Consider the following 17,060-nt stretch of genomic DNA (forward strand, 5'->3'; position numbering starts at 1 on the left):
TCCCTGGCACTCTAGAGAGTTTAGATGCTAAACCATTTGAAAACGAAAAAGATAAACGCTATCATCAAGCACTAAGCTCTGCACGAGTTATTGAAAGTTATAACAACACAAACATCCGTATTCCTGGTTTTATTGTGCCTCTTGAGTCTGAAGAAGGTAAACGCATTACGGAGTTTTTTGTAGTGCCGTATTTTGGCGCATGTTTGCACTTGCCACCGCCGCCACCTAATCAAATAATTTACGTTAACTTTGAACAAGGTGTTGAGCTTGAAAGCCTTTACGACGCATTTTGGTTTGAAGGCAAGTTAACTATAAACACAGTAGAAAACGAATTAGGCACTTCGGCATATCAGTTTAAATTAGATCGTGTTTTACCTTATGAGGATTAAAGTGAGTTTTATAAATATGTAGGATGGGAAGATATTTTTATTTAACTACAAAAAAGGCCAAAACAGTAACGCACCGTTTTAGCCCTTATATTTATATACAACCTAATATGTGACAGTTTATGCGTTTTTACCGCAGCACTTTTTATATTTACGGCCATTACCACAAACACAAGGATCATTACGCCCCACTTTTGGTGTGGTCCTAGTTAACGGACTTTGTGGAGGTGGGCAACAACTTGTATTACTACAACTAGAACTCTCTGCTCCAAAAGGTGTATCGGGTAACTCTTTACTGTTTTCGTTCATACTAAACCCCTTCTAAAAATTATAATATATCGTACATCTACCACGAACCATACATAGAGTTAGGTAGTAAAAACAGTGACTTTCCTAAACTCGGTAGTAACGCCTCGATATTGGCGTTTTCTTGTGTTACACCATTAAAGTCTTCTATGTTATCTCCCACCTGAAACTCAATAACGTGCGGTTTTTGCCAGCTATTTTTAGCACCTTTTAGGTTAAAACAATCGGCGCTACCTTGCGTTATCTGTTGGCGACGTAAGTCTTTATCGTTCATAAAGCGCTTGTCATCTACAGCGGTTTTATCGGTGTCCGAGCGCCCAATTAAACACGTGTTAGATGCGGTAATAGATAAACCAACCGATTTAAGATTATTCCATGTGTGCATGTCGTTTGATTTATCACGATTGGTAACTAGCGCAACTTTACCGCCATGTTTAAATACCGCTTCTATAAACGATTTAGCGCCAGGGACTAACGTAGCGTTTTCGCTTTTTACCCATGCCTGCCATGTTTTTGGTGTGTAACCTTTTCCACTAAGCTCGGTTTGTTTTTGGTAAGCCGAGTTATCAAGAACGGTTTCGTCTACGTCCATTACTGCGACCCAGTTACTCGCTTTGCTAGGCAAGTAAGTTACGGCGGTTTGAGCTTGCTGATACATGTAGGTTGTTAATGCTTGGTACTCTTTACTTTTTGTCTGCCATAAAACTGCAGGCGACAGCGCAGTTTGGCTATTAAAAAGCGATACCGATACCGATACCGCACAATGGTCGCTCAACATGGCTTTGTCATCCATATTTTTATATTTATGGACTTGAGCTGATTTAGCAATATTTTTATCATCAATACCGCCTACTATTATATGATCAATAGGTGCTGGGTAACGTTCATGACAACCTAGCAGCTGGCTAGTAGTAATGCTTGCTGAGCGAGTGTCATTAAGCAAGGTACGCGTTAAGCGGTTATACGGCGCTGAAATACGATGGTTAAAATCACCTAAAATAATATAAGGCGTGCTTGAATTTTCGCGCTTTTCTATCCAATTATTAAGTACAGGCGCCTGTTTTGCATAAGTTTTACATGCTGGGGAGTCACTTTTAAGGTAGTCGTCTACAAAGCAGCCGCTTTTCATATGCACGTTAAGTATATCGGTCGGGCCTTGCTGTGTATTAACTGTTATTTGTAAGCCATAGCGAAGCCCTGCTCTTGCCAATGCAAGTTGTTCAACAGGAGTAACATTTAATACAGGAACTGATTTTTTAACAGCAAAGGCTACTTTTTGCTGGGTCGATGAAGCACCTGTTTGCCTGCATGTATAAGCTGGGCTATCTGCTCTGGTTGACATTATTAGCTGCCAATCATCCTCTGAGAATATTTGCTGTAACGCCGACTTAGAGTCCACTTCTTGCAAGGCGATAATGTCTGCGTTTAAGTTTTTTGCATACACTTTCATTGCTGCTATTTCGTTTGGCGTTCTTATTCTACAGCCTGTATCAATTGGGAAAGCAAGGTGCTCAACGTTCCATGTTGCCACCTTTAACGGCTGCGATACACTTTGACTTTGTATGTTAGTAACGACTTCATCGCTTGTAGAGCTTCCCGTTAATTCAGGGGCTATGGTTGATGTACAGCCAATACTTAGGGTAGCTATACAGGTAATAGTTAATAAATTAAACGCATTCATTTCGTGTCCTTTGGTTTTTTGTTGCTCTACTTGCGGCTCATTAAAATTCTTCGCTAAGTATACAATGCCTTTTAGTTAAATGTTCGCTCTTCATTAATGCGTTGCTATGGAGTTTTTTGATCGTACACAACGGCGCAGTGTCGTGTAAGCTTTCTTGATGTTCAATTTTAAAGTTGTAGTCGTTTATGTCAATATCGTTATTTGACGCTAAAGTCTGCTTTAACGTGGGCACGGTATCTTCATAAAACAGCAGATTTTTAGCATTAAATTTTAACAAAGGCTTGTTCATCTTCTCGTTTTACGGCTGTTTACACTCGCGTACCTATAACGTGTTCCATTTGCATAATAAGTGCGGGTAAAATTAACTGTTTATATTTAGGTTATAGTGGTTCAGCGTCTTTAAGCTAACTTGGCAAGTTTATAAAGGGGTTATTGCGTGTCACCTCTACTGCGCCTTGTCCTGTATTATTAATCCACTGCACGTAAAGCATATTAAGCGAAGGCATTAAAGAAAATAGTGTTACCGAAAAGCCAGCAATCTGTGTATCGCAGTTAAAATGGTAATTGACCTCAATATTATGATGATCGTGTTTATGCTCGTCACTTTGCTCGTGATCATGCAGGTCGAGATTATGTGAGAGCGAATTTTCAGCACTTTTTAAAATGCAGTTCCCTTTAATATCAATAGTATGACTACTATCTTTTAGTTGCTTAGCTAATACGCTAATGGCTTTTTTTTGAGACGAGTTAGCCGCTTGGCGCTCAAAACCTACAGCATCGACTGCCGGTATAATAAATTGCACTTGCAGCAAACTCCCCTCTTGAACAATGTGTAATTCACCTTGTCCATGAACATGTTTTTGAGCATAAACACTAAAACCAACACTTAATAAAAGCGCGAATGCGAGCCCTTTAGTAAACTTTTTCATAAGCAAACCTATATTTAACGTTTATCTAAGTAGCTGAAAATAAGAGGAGCAGCCTGCCCTAAACCGTTACAATATAACATACCGCATTAAAAAAGATAATATTACGCAGTCAGAGATGTATAAATTAACTTAAGCAGCGCTCCTTATAAATACATTATTATTAGCGAGCGTATTAGCGCAAGCAATCGAAGGACAAGTAGTTAATAACGAGGGTAAAGGGAGCGCTGTAGTAAGTGTTGAAATTGAAGGAAAATAACCGGTAATAACGATAAATTTGTATTAGCTATAATAGCTAAAAGTTAAACCCAACTTCATATTTCAGCTGCTAACTTTGCCCATTTACATGAAAAGTATAACGTTCGATGAGCGTAGCTCACAGCTAGTTACGTTTGAGTTAAACCGCTCAACTAGTGAAGTAATTGATATGTGCGCCTTTGCTATTTAGTTATCGGTGATGAAACCAACTTCGCCTGTAAGTGTGTTAACAGGGGGATACATTACGTCACTTATAAAGGGCTGTATCCAGCATGTTTAAAGTAAATTTATATAGCGTCTGAAATAACGAACTCTCGCACTAATGAGTTAACGTAGGCTTACGAATTTGATTATAAAAGGTGTATAAATAACCTCATCATACAACAAGCTTGCGCCTTGCAAGCTAAGTAACCTTTTAAACTTCGCTTTGCAAAGAGAAATTATCGACATGCACTGATACCCGGCTTGAAACCCAGAGGCTTTTTTAAGCTCAATTAGATGCATTTCTGAAATAAGGACTTTAATTGGCGGTTTATTTAATATATAAAATCAAGGTTTTTACCCGCATTAAGCCCTTTACTTAAGTTTGTCAAACATAATTGGTTGACCAATTAAGGTCGAAGGGGTATTTTCTGAATACAACCTTTACTACTAATGAAAAATACAATTAACTTCTTTTTATTTTTTCTATTAAATTAACACACTTCCTAAAAGTAGTACTTACTTATTAGTTTAAATGTTTTTTATTCTTTTCCCTATTATATATCACTGCTTTAACAAACACCTTAACCGTTGTTTATATTAACTTTTTATTAAATAAAAAATAATTTAAAACAACAAAGCTAGTACCTACTTACTAGTAAATAAATTGTTGCAAATAAAAGTCAAGAAATATACATTGTGTTTTTCTCAGCTGGCAACTCAACTGGTAATGACTGTTTGTAATTCCAATCGTAATGATTAAATACAAACTACATGACCAATTAATTCATACACAAATTAAGCTTGCTTATAGGCGGTGATCTAGGTTTTGTGATTTTTCACTAAACTAAGTAGTAAGATTGTTTTCATATGCAAGTTCGGAGAAATGAAGATAATGATTAACCATAAATCTCTATTTCTTTTATCAACTATGGCGGCATGCTCTAGTTTCGTACAAGCTGCAACTATTGATAACTCAGGCTTTGAAGATGGCTGGAACAGCTGGAATGAAGTCGATCCTGCTGCTATCTCAGAAAACGCCTACGACGGGTCTCACTCATTAAAAATTCAAGGCAGTCCCGGTCGTGTTCATCAAGATGTAGATATAAACCAAAGTACTGAATATACATTGAGCGCATACGTCTTAGGCAAAGGTGAAATTGGCGTAAATGATCTTAATGGCTTGTTCAAAAGTAAAAAGTTTGATGTTCCATCATGGACTAAAGTATCTAAAACATTTACTTCTGCGAATACAGACTCATTGCAAGTTTTTGCAAAGCACAACAATAGCTCAAGTGATGTTCGCTTTGATAACTTTTCTCTTATAGAGTCAGACAGCGGCGGTGGTTCAGCTGGTGGTGATGATGATGAAAATGGAACAGGTATTCCAAGCAGTATTACCAGTGGTAGTATTTTTGATCTTGAAGGTGATAATCCTAACCCAGTGGTTAATGACAGTACCTTGGAATTTGTACCTTTGGAAGCTCAGCATATTACTCCAAATGGCAATGGTTGGCGTCATGAGTATAAAGTTAAATCTAGCTTACGTGTTGCGATGACTGACACTTATGAAGAATTTGAAGCTAACGTTAAAGTTGACATGTCTGACGGTGGGAAAACAATTGTTGCCCAACACCATGCAAGTGATACAGGGACTATCATGAAAGTATATGTATCTGATTCATCTGAGTCGGGTTTTGATGATAGTACTGCGGGTAACGGTATTTTTGACGTCTATGTGCGCTTGCGAAACACTAGCGGTAATGAAGAAAAGTTTGCGCTTGGAACCATTACCAGTGGTGGCTCATTTAATCTAAGAGTTGTAAATAATTATGGTGATGTGGATGTAACGGCCTTAGGTACCACTTTTGGTATTCCGGTAGAAGATGATTCAGAATCTTACTTCAAGTTTGGTAACTACCTACAATCTCAAGATACATCTACATTAGATGATTGCGGTGAGTCGGGTAACTCTAATTCATTCAAAGAATGTTTTGAAGATTTAGGTATTACTACATCTAAAGTAACCATGACCAATGTTAGCTACACTCGAGTAACTAACTAGTTAATCATTTATAAGGCCACCTTGATTTTAAAATCAAGGTGGCCTTATAAGCTAAGACACCCAATGCCATACAAAGCTATCATATTATTAGCGGCCTCTTTTTACGTTAGTCTCTAGCACCCAACATAACCTAATTATAAATTAACGACTTACCACTTATAGCTTATTTAACTTATTCCTAAATACTTATGTACTTGCACTGACAAGCGCCAGTTTTTTTCGATGCAAGTGTCGATGGCAAGTTTGGTTGCTGATACTTTTTGACTTATAGGCTGAAGATACACAAGTTTTGGTGATACGTTTGTTTCACTAAATAGCGCTTCTAGTTCTTCTACGTGTTTTTGCATAGCAACGGGATGCTTAATTTCATCTGCGCGCTGCATGGCGCTAGTCAGTACTTTATAGCCGCCGCGCATATTGATCTTTGGTGATACAGTGACCCATGTTTGTGCTGGTGTTAATATTTCAAAAGTGCCGCTAGTTTCTATTTGCGTACTAAATCCGTTAGTATGCAGTAACTCACATACTGGGTTTAAGTCGTACATACATGGCTCGCCACCAGTGATCACAACATGCTTGGCTTGATACCCTCTGGTTTGAAAAAGCGTCAGTATTTGTTCAGCAGTAGCCGTTGCCCAATGATCTGAATCGGATTTTTTTTCTACCGCTTCACCAAGAGACACTTTATATACATCATCTACCGCCCAGGTTTGTTTTGTGTCGCACCATGAACACCCAACAGGGCAACCTTGCAAACGCAAAAATATAGAGGGCGTGCCAGTAAAACTAGCTTCGCCTTGAATGGTTTCAAATACTTCATTAATTTTGTACAAAAGAAATCCTACTTACTACATCACTGACAGGTTGTATTTACGGCTAAATAACAGCATTTGTGCCGAGCATAAATTGTTATTTAGGCTGAAGCCATGTAGTATATCGCGCCCTGATATAAACCTCTATCAAAACTAAGAGTAAAGCAGTTATGACGCAAAAAGTAGTTGTGATTTATTCCGGCGGTATGGACTCATTTACCGTATTAAATAAAGCCTTACAGCAAGGCTGCGAAGTCTATGCATTGTCGTTTGACTATGGGCAACGTCATGTAAAAGAATTAAAAGTCGCGGCTGATGTATGTAAAAAACTTGGTGTTGCACATAAAATTGTCGATATCTCGGCAATTAATCAATTAATTGGTGGCTCATCACTGACCGATGATATTGATGTACCCGAAGGTCATTACGAGGCCGAAAATATGAAAAGCACCATAGTGCCTAATCGTAATATGATTTTGCTTTCACTTGCTGTGGGTTATGCGGTGTCGCTTAAAGCAAGTAAAGTCTACTATGGCGCTCATTCTGGGGATCATGCTATTTACCCTGATTGCCGACCTGAGTTTGTAGAAAAGATGGATGATGTTTGCCGTATTGCTAATTACGATGCTGTTGAGATTTTTAGCCCGTACTTAAATAATAGCAAAATTGATATTCTCACTGATGGTATAAAAATGGGCTTAGACTACAGCCAAACATGGACTTGTTATAATGGTCGCGATAAAGCCTGCGGTAAATGTGGTGCCTGCCAAGAACGGCTAGAAGCCTTTGAGCTTAATAATACCGTGGACCCTTTACAGTATGAGTAATGCGCCAAGCATAAGTAAAATACTCTAGAAACAAAAAACGCGGCACTGTGGCCGCGTTTTTTAATGCTTTTTCAGTTTTAGTGTTACGTAAAGCACTAAGTAAAGCAATGCATATTATTCGCCGCCATCTTCCTCATCAAAGTCAACTTCTTGACGTTGTGCTGGGCGAGCAAGTATTTCAACATAAAACGATGTTAATTCTTGCCTTTCAATTTCGCTAATGTGCTTTGTGATTTCGGCAACATGAACTACTTGCGCTGTTTCGGCCGTATTACCAAATTTGCAATCAAACGCCCAATAATTAGCTTCATCCGGTAAAGTTTTATTACGCTCTCTCTTCAGATACTTTTTAACTTCGTGTTTAGCGGCATCAACCATACGAGGATATTTGATTTTCTCGTGATTCAGCGTGAATGTTTTTTTCATTACGTTCCTAATTACCTTAATTTAATAATAATGCCATCACATAAATTATATTGCGCAATGCCATTTGCGACATTATAGCAATTGCTCACAAAGAATGGGGGCTTTTTTTAAAGTTTAAGCAATAAAATATTATCAGTTTATGCGCTAGTAAGATGCAATGACTGATGTAAATCAGAATTTGTTAAACCAGCATAAAATGCCGCGGCATCCATTACTGGGGTTTCACCATGAATATGGCTTTGTTGATGGCGCTTACGCACGACTAGCTCATAGTTATCAATTATACCTAAAGACACCGGGGTTTTATCATCACGAATTACTAATAGCTCAGGCGTGAGATAATGACGCAAACGAATATCACCAAGCCCGCTTTCACGTAGTCGTTTTGCATTGTGTTGACCAACCAGCATCTCCAATTCGTTAGTGGCTAATAATTGCTCTGGACCTGCGCCTAACTATTTACGTAGCTGTTCACTATTCGGCTGTGAGTTGTTAAGTTCTGTTTTTAGATAAATGAAATTGACTAAAATCCAACGCATCATAAGACAGCATGGCTAATAATAAACCAAACTCCCCGCGACGCTGTTATTGCACACTCTAGTTGAGTCTGGAAGAAAGTTGACTCTCTGTGATTAACAAACAATCGATTTGCATAGACTTTAGCCTATTAAATACCAAGATAAGTTTTTATCGATTTAATTTCATTTTTCTTTAGCTTTTTTCTTTACTTAAATATCAAGTTTGCTATTATCAGCGCCGTTGCATTGGAGGGGTTCCCGAGCGGCCAAAGGGATCAGATTGTAAATCTGACGGCTCAGCCTTCGTTGGTTCGAATCCAGCTCCCTCCACCACTTTTCTATCGCTCAGTTAAGTGGATGTAGATGCAACAAATTAGTGTGGAGGGGTTCCCGAGCGGCCAAAGGGATCAGATTGTAAATCTGACGGCTCAGCCTTCGTTGGTTCGAATCCAGCTCCCTCCACCACTTTTCTTCCTGCTTTATTATTCTTTAAAACTTTTCCCCTACTAAATTTTAATTTTACTTTTGTACCTTTGCTTTATGTTACAGCTTAATCTTAGCTAACTTATAACTTTAACTTCACTAACTTACTCAAACACCCACTGCAAGCTCATGCCATGCTGTTTTAACCATTTGGTGGCTTTATTATAGTCCGGGTAATAATTGTTAACATACTGCCAAAAGTGACTACTGTGATTTAAAAATCGAAGGTGCGCCAACTCATGAACAATTACATAATCAATTACCCACTGCGGCGCTGCAGCTAGCATAATATTAAAAGTGAGTTCACGACGACTATTACAACTGCCCCAGCGTCTTTTATATTGGCGGATGGTTATTTGTTCAGGGAGTGATTCGTCCATCAACTGGCAATAATGACCAACACGCATTTCAACATAACTTTCGAGCTGTTTATGTAAAAATGCCTCAAGCAAATTTTGATAAGCATTATGGTGCTTTTTCACACGCCCTGAAATTGTTAAAGTAACCATTTGAAACTCAGAACTAAAATGCCACTGAGTTAACTTCCCTTGCTCAAAAATAACGGTTAAAGGCTCACTGAACAGTTTTACTTGATGAGTTTTAAGTGGGTATTGACGAGTATCAACTTGTGATTGTTGCTTATTTAATTGCTTGGTGATCCACTGAGCTTGCGAGTTCAACCACTTCTTTATATCAGCTTCTTTTACAAAATGCGGCGCATACACAGTCAGTTGCTCTTGATGTACTTTTATTGCAACCGTTTTACGTCGCATACTTCGCTTTAGATTATACTCAAACAAGTTTTTGCTCTTTAATCCAGATGAACAAACAAATGATATACCTAATATATCTATAATTAACTAAATCAGTAAAATAACTCAGAGATTTCTTAACTTTGCCATGTCGCCAGTTACCTTATTAGATTTTAATAAAGTATAAAAAGTGCACTCAGCCAACCAAGAATGAAGGATCAATTGTACCCTTGATAAACGCATAGTCATGGCTTGTGATCTCATGACTATTACTACTTGGATCTTTAAAGTACAGTGAAAAAGTAACCTGATGGTCGGCCACAATGGTTTTAATTTCATGGTTTTTAAAATGCTTCAGCCACGCTAAAAACTGCTCTCCAGTGGCCGCAAATGCAATACTTTTACTGCTGCCATTTCCTTCAAATAGTGCTAAACGGATTGTGCTTGCAGCGTCTTCTAGCGTCAATGGACCTTTATCTTCATGCCAAAACTCAAGTTCTGGCACAACTGTAAAACCCAGTACTTGCTCATACCAAATGAGCGCTTTCGTTATATCATCAACATTTAAATGACAGTGGTCGACTCCAGACAACGTAGGTATAGTCATTATGTACTACTGTCCAATCTCAGACTTCAGTTGTTCTAGAAATTCATGCATGTAGGTCGTGCGGCGCGCCGCTTCTGCTTCGGCTGAAGGCGTATTCATGCTATTGGCAATATGCATCAACTTAATATAAAAGTGATCAAGTGTATACAAGTGGTCATTAGGAGTACGTTGATTACAAAAAGGGTCCTCTGCGTTGTATAAGTGACGACCAATCGAGCCTCCTACTTTCATACAACGACTGACGCCAATTGCCCCCAGTGCATCCATACGATCGGCGTCTTGCACTATCTGCGCTTCGACACTTTGTACCGCTATATTTGCACTGAAGCTATGTGCAGCTATGGCATGATGAATAGCTGAAAAATATTGACTGTCATAACCAAGCTCAGTTAAAAAACTAATCGCTTTATCTCCGGCCATAGTTGAAGCTTTTGCTCGATCAGGGTGATTTTTTGCAACCGCCACACAATCATGTAGCCATGCTGCTGGCAGTACCACTTCCATTTGCGCCTGCTCTGCGATGCAAAGCTGTTTTGCAACGCGTACGACACGCTCTATATGGGTAATATCGTGGGCAACATCAGCATGCACTAATGACAAAATAAACTCTCGACACGCCTGCTCTAATTGTACAAGTTGCGGGGGTAACTCAGTTTGCGGGGCTAAATGCGCCATAACTTAATAAACGACCAATTAACTAGTTGAAAGTCTGCTTATTTTAACGTGTATAAGACCTTTGTACAAAACATTCATTGTATGTTTGCCGTGGCTTCTCTAAAATAACTCGCTCTTTATATCAGCCTGAGAAGTTCTTATGTCATCTGCCCTTTATCTGCAAACCGGACGCGAAAAATCATTAAAAAGAAAGCACCCGTGGCTATTTTCTAAAGCCATAAAAAAAATAAAAGGTAAACCAGGATTAGGTGACACAGTTACAATTCATGACAATGACGGTAAATTTTTAGCAACAGCCGCTTACAGCCCACATTCACAAATTCGCGCCAGGATTTGGAGCTTTGATGAAAAAGAAGTCATTGATCAGCACTTTTTTGAACGCCGTTTACGTCGTGCATTTTCTTCGCGCGAGCAAGTGATTAGTGAAGGCGGATTAACAGGTTTTCGTTTATGCGCCGCCGAGTCAGACTTTTTACCCGGTATAACTATTGATAAATTTGATAACGTATTAGTCTGTCAGTTGCTCAGCGCCGGCGCTGAACGCCATAAAGGTGAAATAGTCGCAGCACTAATAACCATATTCCCAGGCTGTGATGTCTATGAACGTTCGGATGTAGAGGTGCGCAATAAAGAAGGTCTTGAGCCGACCACGGGTGTGCTATGGGGTAAAAAACCAGAGCAGCCAATTTTGATTGAAGAAAACGGCTTAAAAGTGGAAGTTGATATTATCGACGGGCATAAAACTGGTTTTTATCTTGATCAACGCGATAGCCGTGCTGCCCTTGAACGTTTTTCAAAAGATAAAAAAGTACTTAATTGCTTTAGCTACACCGGCACTTTTTCGTTGTACGCACTGCGTGGTGGCTGTGAGCATGTAACGAATGTTGATGTATCACAACCCGCACTCGATACCGCTAAACGTAATGTAGAGCACAATAACCTTGATTTAAATAAAGTCGATTTTGTGAAGCAGGATGTATTTAAACTGCTGCGCCAATATCGCGAAGATGGTGTGTTATTTGACACCATTGTAATGGACCCGCCAAAGTTTGCTGATAATAAAGCGCAGCTCACTGGTGCATGTCGTGGTTATAAAGATATCAACATGATTGCCATGCAGATTTTAAAACCCGGTGGCACATTACTGACTTTCTCATGCTCAGGATTAATGGAGCAAAACTTGTTTCAAAAAGTGGTGGCTGATGCCGCGCTTGATGCCGGTAAAGATTTACTTATTATGGAACGCTTAAATCAAGCCGCCGACCACCCTATAGCAGGTAGTTATCCTGAAGGGTTTTACTTAAAAGGCTTAATTTGTAAAGTTTACTAATGCGTTTATCGGTTTAGTTAAACTGAATAATCTCAAGCTCTGCGGTCACCGTGCCATCACTTTCTTTACTGGCACGAATAACCTTTGCCGTGGTTTCTAAAGGCGCGATAATATCACTTGCTGAATCAATATTTACTTTTACTAGTGTACCCAGTTCTAATAACTCATTTAAGTGTAACGATAACCCCGTTGCACTTAAATCTACACACGTGGCTTGATAATGATTCCCCGCAAATGGCTCAAGGGTTTGTAATTTTGCTTCTGCATTAATCTGCATGCGTCTGAGGCTGTGTTTGCCTTCGCTAGACATAGTTTAACTCCTAAGAACGAATTTTAATCCCAAAAGATCAACAGCCCTTAACAAGTGTATTAATTTTCTCAAATAGCACATTTATAGAAAATGGTTTTACTACGTAGGCGTCACACCCAGCATCAAAGCCCGCTTGTTTTTCTTGGTCTGATTCAAGCCCTGACAGCATCACTACAGGAATATTGCGAGTTTCTGGGGTGTTTTTTAGTAGCCGACAAATATCATAACCATCAAGCCCTGGCATACAAACATCCAGTAAAATGACATCAGGAGGCTCAGCAATTGCCGATGACAAACAGTTTTGGCCTGAGTTGGCATAACCTAGCTCAAAGTCTTTTGATAATGCTATTTCAAGCATTTCATAATTAAAATATTCATCATCCACCACAAGCAAACGCGGGACTTTACATAAGAATGAAGACATAAATATGGCTGTTCCTTCTCAAATTCCATGATAGTTTACAAACCACCTAAAATGCACTCCAAGTAACGATACTAAGCATTAATACTTAGCCAATATAACAAAATAACATGCAGGGGCAATAGCCTATTTTACATCGTACTCTTTTATTGCATTAAGCACGCGCTTAGCTGAAATAGGATACGGTGTACCGAGTGTTTGCGCAAAGAGTGAGACTCTTAGCTCTTGCTGCATCCAGGCTATTTCCTGTAATTCTGGTGGGAGTGGCATGCCGCTTGGAGTTTTTTTCACAAGCATTTGATAAGCCGCAGCTACCTTATCTAACTCAAGTACGCATAACCTATCACGATTAGGATCAACAGGGAGTTTTTCAAGGCGCCTTTGAACCGCTTTTAAATAACGAATTAAGTCGTTTAACTTATTCGCGCCATGACTACTCACAAAGCCTTTAAATATAAGTGACTCAAGTTGTGATTTTATATCACCATGAGCAGTTATCATGCTTAAATCTACCCGCCCTTTCATTTTTTTATGTAATGTATGCGCAATACTTAGTACTTGCTCAACGTGTGTAGCAATCGTGACAACCGTATCTCCAAGCTCACCACGAATTTGTTCTTTAACGCCTTCAAACTCGTCACGGGTTCTCACATCACCAAATTTAACTAATAAGCTATCAACGCCTGCGGCAATGCAGTCGTCTATTAGATCAGCTACTTTACCAAATGGATTAAAGTATAAGCCAAGTTTGGCTTTATTGGGCAGGTTTTGCTGTAAATACCTAATCGGCGATGGCACATTTAATAATACCAGTCGGCGTAAACCTTGTTGGTGTGCGGCCTGTGCTTTTACTTCATTATCAAAAAGCTCAATAGCGGCGGCTGATTTTTTATCAACCAGTGCCGGATAAGCTTTTATTTCGTACTGCCCTTGTTTTTTTACGTATGAGCGCGGTAACTTACCAAAATCCCACTGAGTTAAGTCAGACTTTTCAATTCCCTTATCAGCGACTTTAGACAAAGTATCAGTCACTTTTCCCTGTAACTGAGATTTTAATTTAGTTAAATCCATACCCCGTGCAAGTAGTTTATCTTTATCATCACGTACTTCAAATTGAAACCGCAGGTGAGTTGCAAGATTTGATAAATCCCATGCTTCAGGTTCTACTTTTACGCCTGTCATACGTAGCAAGCGCGTACTTAATGCATCAAGTAAACTACCCTGCATGGGTTCTATGGCTGCTAATACTGCATCTGCATAGTTTGGCGCTGGCACAAAGTTACGTCTTTGTGATTTAGGTAATGCACGAATAAGTGCACAAATTAACTCATGGCGCAATGCTGGAATATGCCAATCAAAACCACTGTCTTCTATTTGGTTTAATAATGCCACCGGAATTTGTACAGCAACACCATCTACAGCTTGACCGGGATCAAAGTGATAACTTAGTGGCAGCATTAAATTTCCTTGCTGCCATACATCAGGGTAATCAAACTCGGTAACACTGTCAGCGCCGTGCTGCATTAAATCATCGCGGCTCATGTGCAAGAAGTATTTGTCTTTACGCTTTTGCTCTTTATACCATTTAGTAAAAGCAGCCCGATTGTTTATATCATTCGGTATTTTTTGCTCGTAAAACGTTGCTAAGGTATGTTCATCAACCAATATATCACGGCGTCTAGATTTATTTTCAAGCACCTGGATATCTTCAATTACCTCGCGATTATGCTGTAAAAACCCCTCACTTTGACCCAACTCTTGTTCAACTAAAGCACTTCTAATGAATAGTTCACGGCTCACTTTAGGGTCAATATTGCTATAAACACAGCGCCTTTTTGGCACAATAATCAAACCATATAAGGTCTGTTGCTCAAAAGCGATGACAGAGCCCAGCTTTTTCTCCCAATGAGGTTCACTGTAGCTGCGCTTAACTAAGTGCTGGGCAAGTGGCTCAACCCAGTCGAGATTAATTTTGGCATTAATGCGCGCGTATAGTTTACTGGTTTCAACTAGCTCTGCTGACATTATCCACTTGGGGCTCTTCTTAAATAATACGGAGCCCGGAAAAATATGAAACTGGCTGTTACGCGCGCCTTTATAAATTTGCTTTTCATCTTTAAAGCCTAAGTGGCTTAACATTCCGCTCAGTAATGCTTGATGAATACGTTCACTGTCTGCCACATTGGTGGTGGCTTTCATATCCATTTCGGCGCACACCGTACTTAACTGATAGACAATATCTTGCCATTCACGAATACGCATGTACGCTAAAAAGTCTTTTTGGCAAAGTTTTCTAAACTGGCTATTACTGAGTTCACTTTGCTGCTCTTCAAGGTAATTCCACAGATTCAAGAAGGCGATAAAATCAGAGCTTTCATCGTCAAAACGACCGTGTTTTTCATTACTTTGTGCGCGTTTTTCTTGTGGGCGTTCACGGGGGTCTTGAATCGATAATGCGGCAACAATAACTATCACTTCACGCAGTGCGCCTAACTTATGAGCTGTCATCACCATTTTTGCAAGGCGAGGATCAACTGGTAAACGGCTTAAATTACGCCCAGATTTAGTAAGTTGTCTTGCTGTATGGCGCTTAGCCGGTTTAACGGCCTCCAGCTCTTCTAGTAAAGTTAAGCCATCATTGATATTACGACTATCCGGGGGTTGCACAAATGGAAATTGTTCCATATCTCCAAGCCCTAAACCCAACATATGCAGAATAACCGAGGCTAAATTTGTACGCAGTATTTCTGGGTCAGTAAACTCCGGTCGCGAATTAAAGTCGTCCTCAGCGTATAAACGAATACAAATACCTGCCTCTACACGTCCACAACGCCCTTTACGCTGATTTGCACTAGCTTGCGATATTGCCTCAATAGGTAAACGCTGTACCTTTGTACGGTAACTGTAACGGCTAATACGGGCAGTGCCTGGATCGATAACATAGCGGATCCCCGGCACGGTTAGTGAGGTTTCAGCGACATTGGTTGATAAAATTATATGCCGGCGACTATGCGGTGCAAAAATGCGATTTTGTTCACTGTTTGAAAGGCGGGAATATAACGGCAATATATCAGTGCCTTTAATATTGCGTTTCGTCAGCGCATCTGCAGTGTCGCGTATTTCACGTTCACCGTTCATAAAAATTAGAATATCGCCGGGGCCTTCTTGGCACAACTCATCCACGGCATCAAAAATACCTTGCAGTTGGTCGCCCTCAGCTTCCATATCGTTTTTATCTATTTCAATTAACGGACGATAACGCACATCGACCGGGAAAGTACGCCCTGACACTTCGATGATAGGCGCATCATTAAAGTGTTTTGAAAACCGTTCTGGGTCAATCGTTGCAGAGGTAATAATGATTTTTAAATCGGGGCGTTTAGGTAGTAAGTTTTTTAAATAACCTAAAATAAAATCAATATTTAAACTACGTTCGTGAGCTTCATCTATTATGATTGTATCGTATTGATTTAAAAAACGGTCTTGCTGAATTTCAGCAAGTAAAATGCCGTCAGTCATCAGTTTAATATAACTGTTGGTCGATACTTTATCGCTAAAGCGAATTTTAAAACCGACTTGTTGACCAAGCTCACATTGCATTTCATGGGCAATGCGATCGGCAACGCTACGGGCTGCTAAACGCCTAGGCTGTGTATGCCCTATGTAACCATCAACTCCACGGCCAAGCTCCAAACACATTTTAGGAATTTGCGTGGTTTTTCCAGACCCAGTTTCACCAGCAATAATCACCACTTGGTTTTCGCTAATCGCTTTTTTTATATCATCTTTTTTCTGGCTAACTGGAAGCTGCTCTGGGTAAGTCACTTTAGGGAGTTTTGCCAAGCGCTCTGAGCGTAATTGTTGGCTTTTTGTTATTTCAGCAGCAATTTTTTCAGCCACCGCAGCTTGCTTAGTTTCATCGGTGACTTTTTTAACCCCATGCAGGCGCTTTTTGAAGATAAATTGATCTTTACGTAAGCAAGAGGAGAGCTCTGCAAATAACGGACTTAGGTTAACCACCCGACTACCTTAACAAGTTGAATAAACGACGGGGAATTGTAGCAAAATTCAGATAC

General features: G+C 39.6%; 18 protein-coding genes and 2 tRNA genes. 6 read left to right on the forward strand and 14 right to left on the reverse strand.

All coding sequences use genetic code 11. The features are described from left to right. A partial coding sequence (locus tag ACT3RM_RS12945) for a DUF3299 domain-containing protein (protein ID WP_444511388.1) occupies positions 1 to 389 on the forward strand: 389 nt, incomplete at its 5' end. A 117-nt stretch (positions 390 to 506) separates the two neighbouring features. Here the strand turns inward: ACT3RM_RS12945 and ACT3RM_RS12950 are convergent. The 4 genes from ACT3RM_RS12950 to ACT3RM_RS12965 all read right to left on the reverse strand — a co-directional run bounded on the left by ACT3RM_RS12950 (position 507) and on the right by ACT3RM_RS12965 (position 3,302). Then, positions 507 to 695, reverse strand: coding sequence for an SEC-C metal-binding domain-containing protein (locus tag ACT3RM_RS12950; RefSeq protein WP_441836635.1), 189 nt, complete (start codon positions 693 to 695; stop codon positions 507 to 509). A gap of 37 nt (positions 696 to 732) precedes the next feature. Then, the gene (locus ACT3RM_RS12955) at positions 733 to 2,373 is read right to left on the reverse strand and encodes an HAD family acid phosphatase (protein ID WP_441836634.1); all 1,641 of its coding nucleotides are present in this window, start codon (positions 2,371 to 2,373) and stop codon (positions 733 to 735) included. A gap of 40 nt (positions 2,374 to 2,413) precedes the next feature. Beyond that, positions 2,414 to 2,662: a hypothetical protein gene (locus tag ACT3RM_RS12960; protein ID WP_441995893.1), complete on the reverse strand. Its 249-nt coding sequence runs from the start codon at positions 2,660 to 2,662 to the stop codon at positions 2,414 to 2,416. Positions 2,663 to 2,777: 115 nt separating this feature from the next. Next, on the reverse strand, positions 2,778 to 3,302 hold the full coding sequence (locus ACT3RM_RS12965; protein ID WP_441993266.1) for a ZrgA family zinc uptake protein: 525 nt from the start codon (positions 3,300 to 3,302) through the stop codon (positions 2,778 to 2,780). Between the two features lie 1,351 nt (positions 3,303 to 4,653). Here ACT3RM_RS12965 and ACT3RM_RS12970 point away from each other — a divergent pair. Next, a complete protein-coding gene (locus tag ACT3RM_RS12970) occupies positions 4,654 to 5,823 on the forward strand; it encodes a polysaccharide lyase family 7 protein (protein ID WP_441836522.1) in 1,170 nt (389 codons plus the stop codon). A gap of 167 nt (positions 5,824 to 5,990) precedes the next feature. Here ACT3RM_RS12970 and queE read toward each other — a convergent pair whose 3' ends face one another. After that, the gene (gene queE, locus ACT3RM_RS12975; RefSeq protein WP_441836521.1) at positions 5,991 to 6,656 is read right to left on the reverse strand and encodes a 7-carboxy-7-deazaguanine synthase QueE; all 666 of its coding nucleotides are present in this window, start codon (positions 6,654 to 6,656) and stop codon (positions 5,991 to 5,993) included. A gap of 149 nt (positions 6,657 to 6,805) precedes the next feature. On the opposite strand from queE, the gene queC reads away from it, so the two are divergent. Beyond that, a complete protein-coding gene (queC, locus tag ACT3RM_RS12980; RefSeq protein WP_441836520.1) occupies positions 6,806 to 7,462 on the forward strand; it encodes a 7-cyano-7-deazaguanine synthase QueC in 657 nt (218 codons plus the stop codon). Positions 7,463 to 7,576: 114 nt separating this feature from the next. On the opposite strand, the gene ACT3RM_RS12985 is transcribed toward queC, so the two are convergent. From ACT3RM_RS12985 to ACT3RM_RS12995, 3 genes are all read right to left on the reverse strand, one after another. Beyond that, the gene (locus tag ACT3RM_RS12985) at positions 7,577 to 7,888 is read right to left on the reverse strand and encodes a DUF6172 family protein (protein ID WP_441836519.1); all 312 of its coding nucleotides are present in this window, start codon (positions 7,886 to 7,888) and stop codon (positions 7,577 to 7,579) included. Between the two features lie 137 nt (positions 7,889 to 8,025). Beyond that, positions 8,026 to 8,298 (reverse strand): VC2046/SO_2500 family protein, encoded by a 273-nt coding sequence (locus ACT3RM_RS12990; protein ID WP_441993265.1) that lies wholly within the window; start codon positions 8,296 to 8,298, stop codon positions 8,026 to 8,028. A gap of 82 nt (positions 8,299 to 8,380) precedes the next feature. Then, a complete protein-coding gene (locus ACT3RM_RS12995; protein ID WP_441836523.1) occupies positions 8,381 to 8,440 on the reverse strand; it encodes a hypothetical protein in 60 nt (19 codons plus the stop codon). 214 nt (positions 8,441 to 8,654) lie between these two features. Here ACT3RM_RS12995 and ACT3RM_RS13000 point away from each other — a divergent pair. Together ACT3RM_RS13000 and ACT3RM_RS13005 are read left to right on the forward strand one after the other, a co-directional pair. Then, a tRNA-Tyr gene (locus ACT3RM_RS13000) sits at positions 8,655 to 8,739 on the forward strand. Positions 8,740 to 8,786: 47 nt separating this feature from the next. Further along, positions 8,787 to 8,871: transfer RNA gene (locus ACT3RM_RS13005), tRNA-Tyr, on the forward strand. Positions 8,872 to 8,993: 122 nt separating this feature from the next. Here ACT3RM_RS13005 and ACT3RM_RS13010 read toward each other — a convergent pair. The 3 genes from ACT3RM_RS13010 to ACT3RM_RS13020 all read right to left on the reverse strand — a co-directional run bounded on the left by ACT3RM_RS13010 (position 8,994) and on the right by ACT3RM_RS13020 (position 10,923). Next, positions 8,994 to 9,662, reverse strand: coding sequence for a M48 family metallopeptidase (locus ACT3RM_RS13010; protein ID WP_441992754.1), 669 nt, complete (start codon positions 9,660 to 9,662; stop codon positions 8,994 to 8,996). Between the two features lie 175 nt (positions 9,663 to 9,837). Next, positions 9,838 to 10,248: a VOC family protein gene (locus tag ACT3RM_RS13015; RefSeq protein WP_441834447.1), complete on the reverse strand. Its 411-nt coding sequence runs from the start codon at positions 10,246 to 10,248 to the stop codon at positions 9,838 to 9,840. Between the two features lie 6 nt (positions 10,249 to 10,254). Next, a complete protein-coding gene (locus ACT3RM_RS13020) occupies positions 10,255 to 10,923 on the reverse strand; it encodes an HD domain-containing protein (protein ID WP_441834448.1) in 669 nt (222 codons plus the stop codon). 139 nt (positions 10,924 to 11,062) lie between these two features. Here ACT3RM_RS13020 and ACT3RM_RS13025 point away from each other — a divergent pair, with 139 nt between their 5' ends. Beyond that, positions 11,063 to 12,253 (forward strand): class I SAM-dependent methyltransferase, encoded by a 1,191-nt coding sequence (locus ACT3RM_RS13025; protein ID WP_441834449.1) that lies wholly within the window; start codon positions 11,063 to 11,065, stop codon positions 12,251 to 12,253. A 13-nt stretch (positions 12,254 to 12,266) separates the two neighbouring features. On the opposite strand, the gene ACT3RM_RS13030 is transcribed toward ACT3RM_RS13025, so the two are convergent. The 3 genes from ACT3RM_RS13030 to hrpA form a co-directional block, all read right to left on the reverse strand. Continuing rightward, positions 12,267 to 12,563 (reverse strand): PilZ domain-containing protein, encoded by a 297-nt coding sequence (locus ACT3RM_RS13030; protein ID WP_441834450.1) that lies wholly within the window; start codon positions 12,561 to 12,563, stop codon positions 12,267 to 12,269. Between the two features lie 37 nt (positions 12,564 to 12,600). Beyond that, complete coding sequence (locus tag ACT3RM_RS13035; protein ID WP_441834451.1) at positions 12,601 to 12,987, reverse strand: response regulator; 387 nt, start codon at positions 12,985 to 12,987, stop codon at positions 12,601 to 12,603. Between the two features lie 123 nt (positions 12,988 to 13,110). Next, positions 13,111 to 17,004, reverse strand: a complete 3,894-nt coding sequence (hrpA, locus tag ACT3RM_RS13040; RefSeq protein WP_441834452.1) for an ATP-dependent RNA helicase HrpA — start codon at positions 17,002 to 17,004, stop codon at positions 13,111 to 13,113. Positions 17,005 to 17,060 lie beyond the last annotated feature (56 nt).

Source organism: Pseudoalteromonas sp. AOP7-A1-14, assembly GCF_052376275.1.
Classification (GTDB): Bacteria; Pseudomonadota; Gammaproteobacteria; order Enterobacterales; family Alteromonadaceae; genus Pseudoalteromonas.

What these genes read in the sequence shown, in the direction of transcription:
- ACT3RM_RS13010 (WP_441992754.1), bottom strand. Translation starts at nt 9,662, where the DNA reads ATGCGACGTAAAACGGTTGCAATAAAAGTACATCAAGAGCAACTGACT.
- ACT3RM_RS12965 (WP_441993266.1), bottom strand. Translation starts at nt 3,302, where the DNA reads ATGAAAAAGTTTACTAAAGGGCTCGCATTCGCGCTTTTATTAAGTGTT.
- ACT3RM_RS12950 (WP_441836635.1), bottom strand. Translation starts at nt 695, where the DNA reads ATGAACGAAAACAGTAAAGAGTTACCCGATACACCTTTTGGAGCAGAG.
- ACT3RM_RS12990 (WP_441993265.1), bottom strand. Translation starts at nt 8,298, where the DNA reads ATGCTGGTTGGTCAACACAATGCAAAACGACTACGTGAAAGCGGGCTT.
- ACT3RM_RS13030 (WP_441834450.1), bottom strand. Translation starts at nt 12,563, where the DNA reads ATGTCTAGCGAAGGCAAACACAGCCTCAGACGCATGCAGATTAATGCA.
- ACT3RM_RS12955 (WP_441836634.1), bottom strand. Translation starts at nt 2,373, where the DNA reads ATGAATGCGTTTAATTTATTAACTATTACCTGTATAGCTACCCTAAGT.
- ACT3RM_RS12985 (WP_441836519.1), bottom strand. Translation starts at nt 7,888, where the DNA reads ATGAAAAAAACATTCACGCTGAATCACGAGAAAATCAAATATCCTCGT.
- ACT3RM_RS13020 (WP_441834448.1), bottom strand. Translation starts at nt 10,923, where the DNA reads ATGGCGCATTTAGCCCCGCAAACTGAGTTACCCCCGCAACTTGTACAA.
- ACT3RM_RS13015 (WP_441834447.1), bottom strand. Translation starts at nt 10,248, where the DNA reads ATGACTATACCTACGTTGTCTGGAGTCGACCACTGTCATTTAAATGTT.
- ACT3RM_RS13035 (WP_441834451.1), bottom strand. Translation starts at nt 12,987, where the DNA reads ATGTCTTCATTCTTATGTAAAGTCCCGCGTTTGCTTGTGGTGGATGAT.
- ACT3RM_RS13025 (WP_441834449.1), top strand. Translation starts at nt 11,063, where the DNA reads ATGTCATCTGCCCTTTATCTGCAAACCGGACGCGAAAAATCATTAAAA.
- queC (WP_441836520.1), top strand. Translation starts at nt 6,806, where the DNA reads ATGACGCAAAAAGTAGTTGTGATTTATTCCGGCGGTATGGACTCATTT.
- ACT3RM_RS12960 (WP_441995893.1), bottom strand. Translation starts at nt 2,662, where the DNA reads ATGAACAAGCCTTTGTTAAAATTTAATGCTAAAAATCTGCTGTTTTAT.
- ACT3RM_RS12970 (WP_441836522.1), top strand. Translation starts at nt 4,654, where the DNA reads ATGATTAACCATAAATCTCTATTTCTTTTATCAACTATGGCGGCATGC.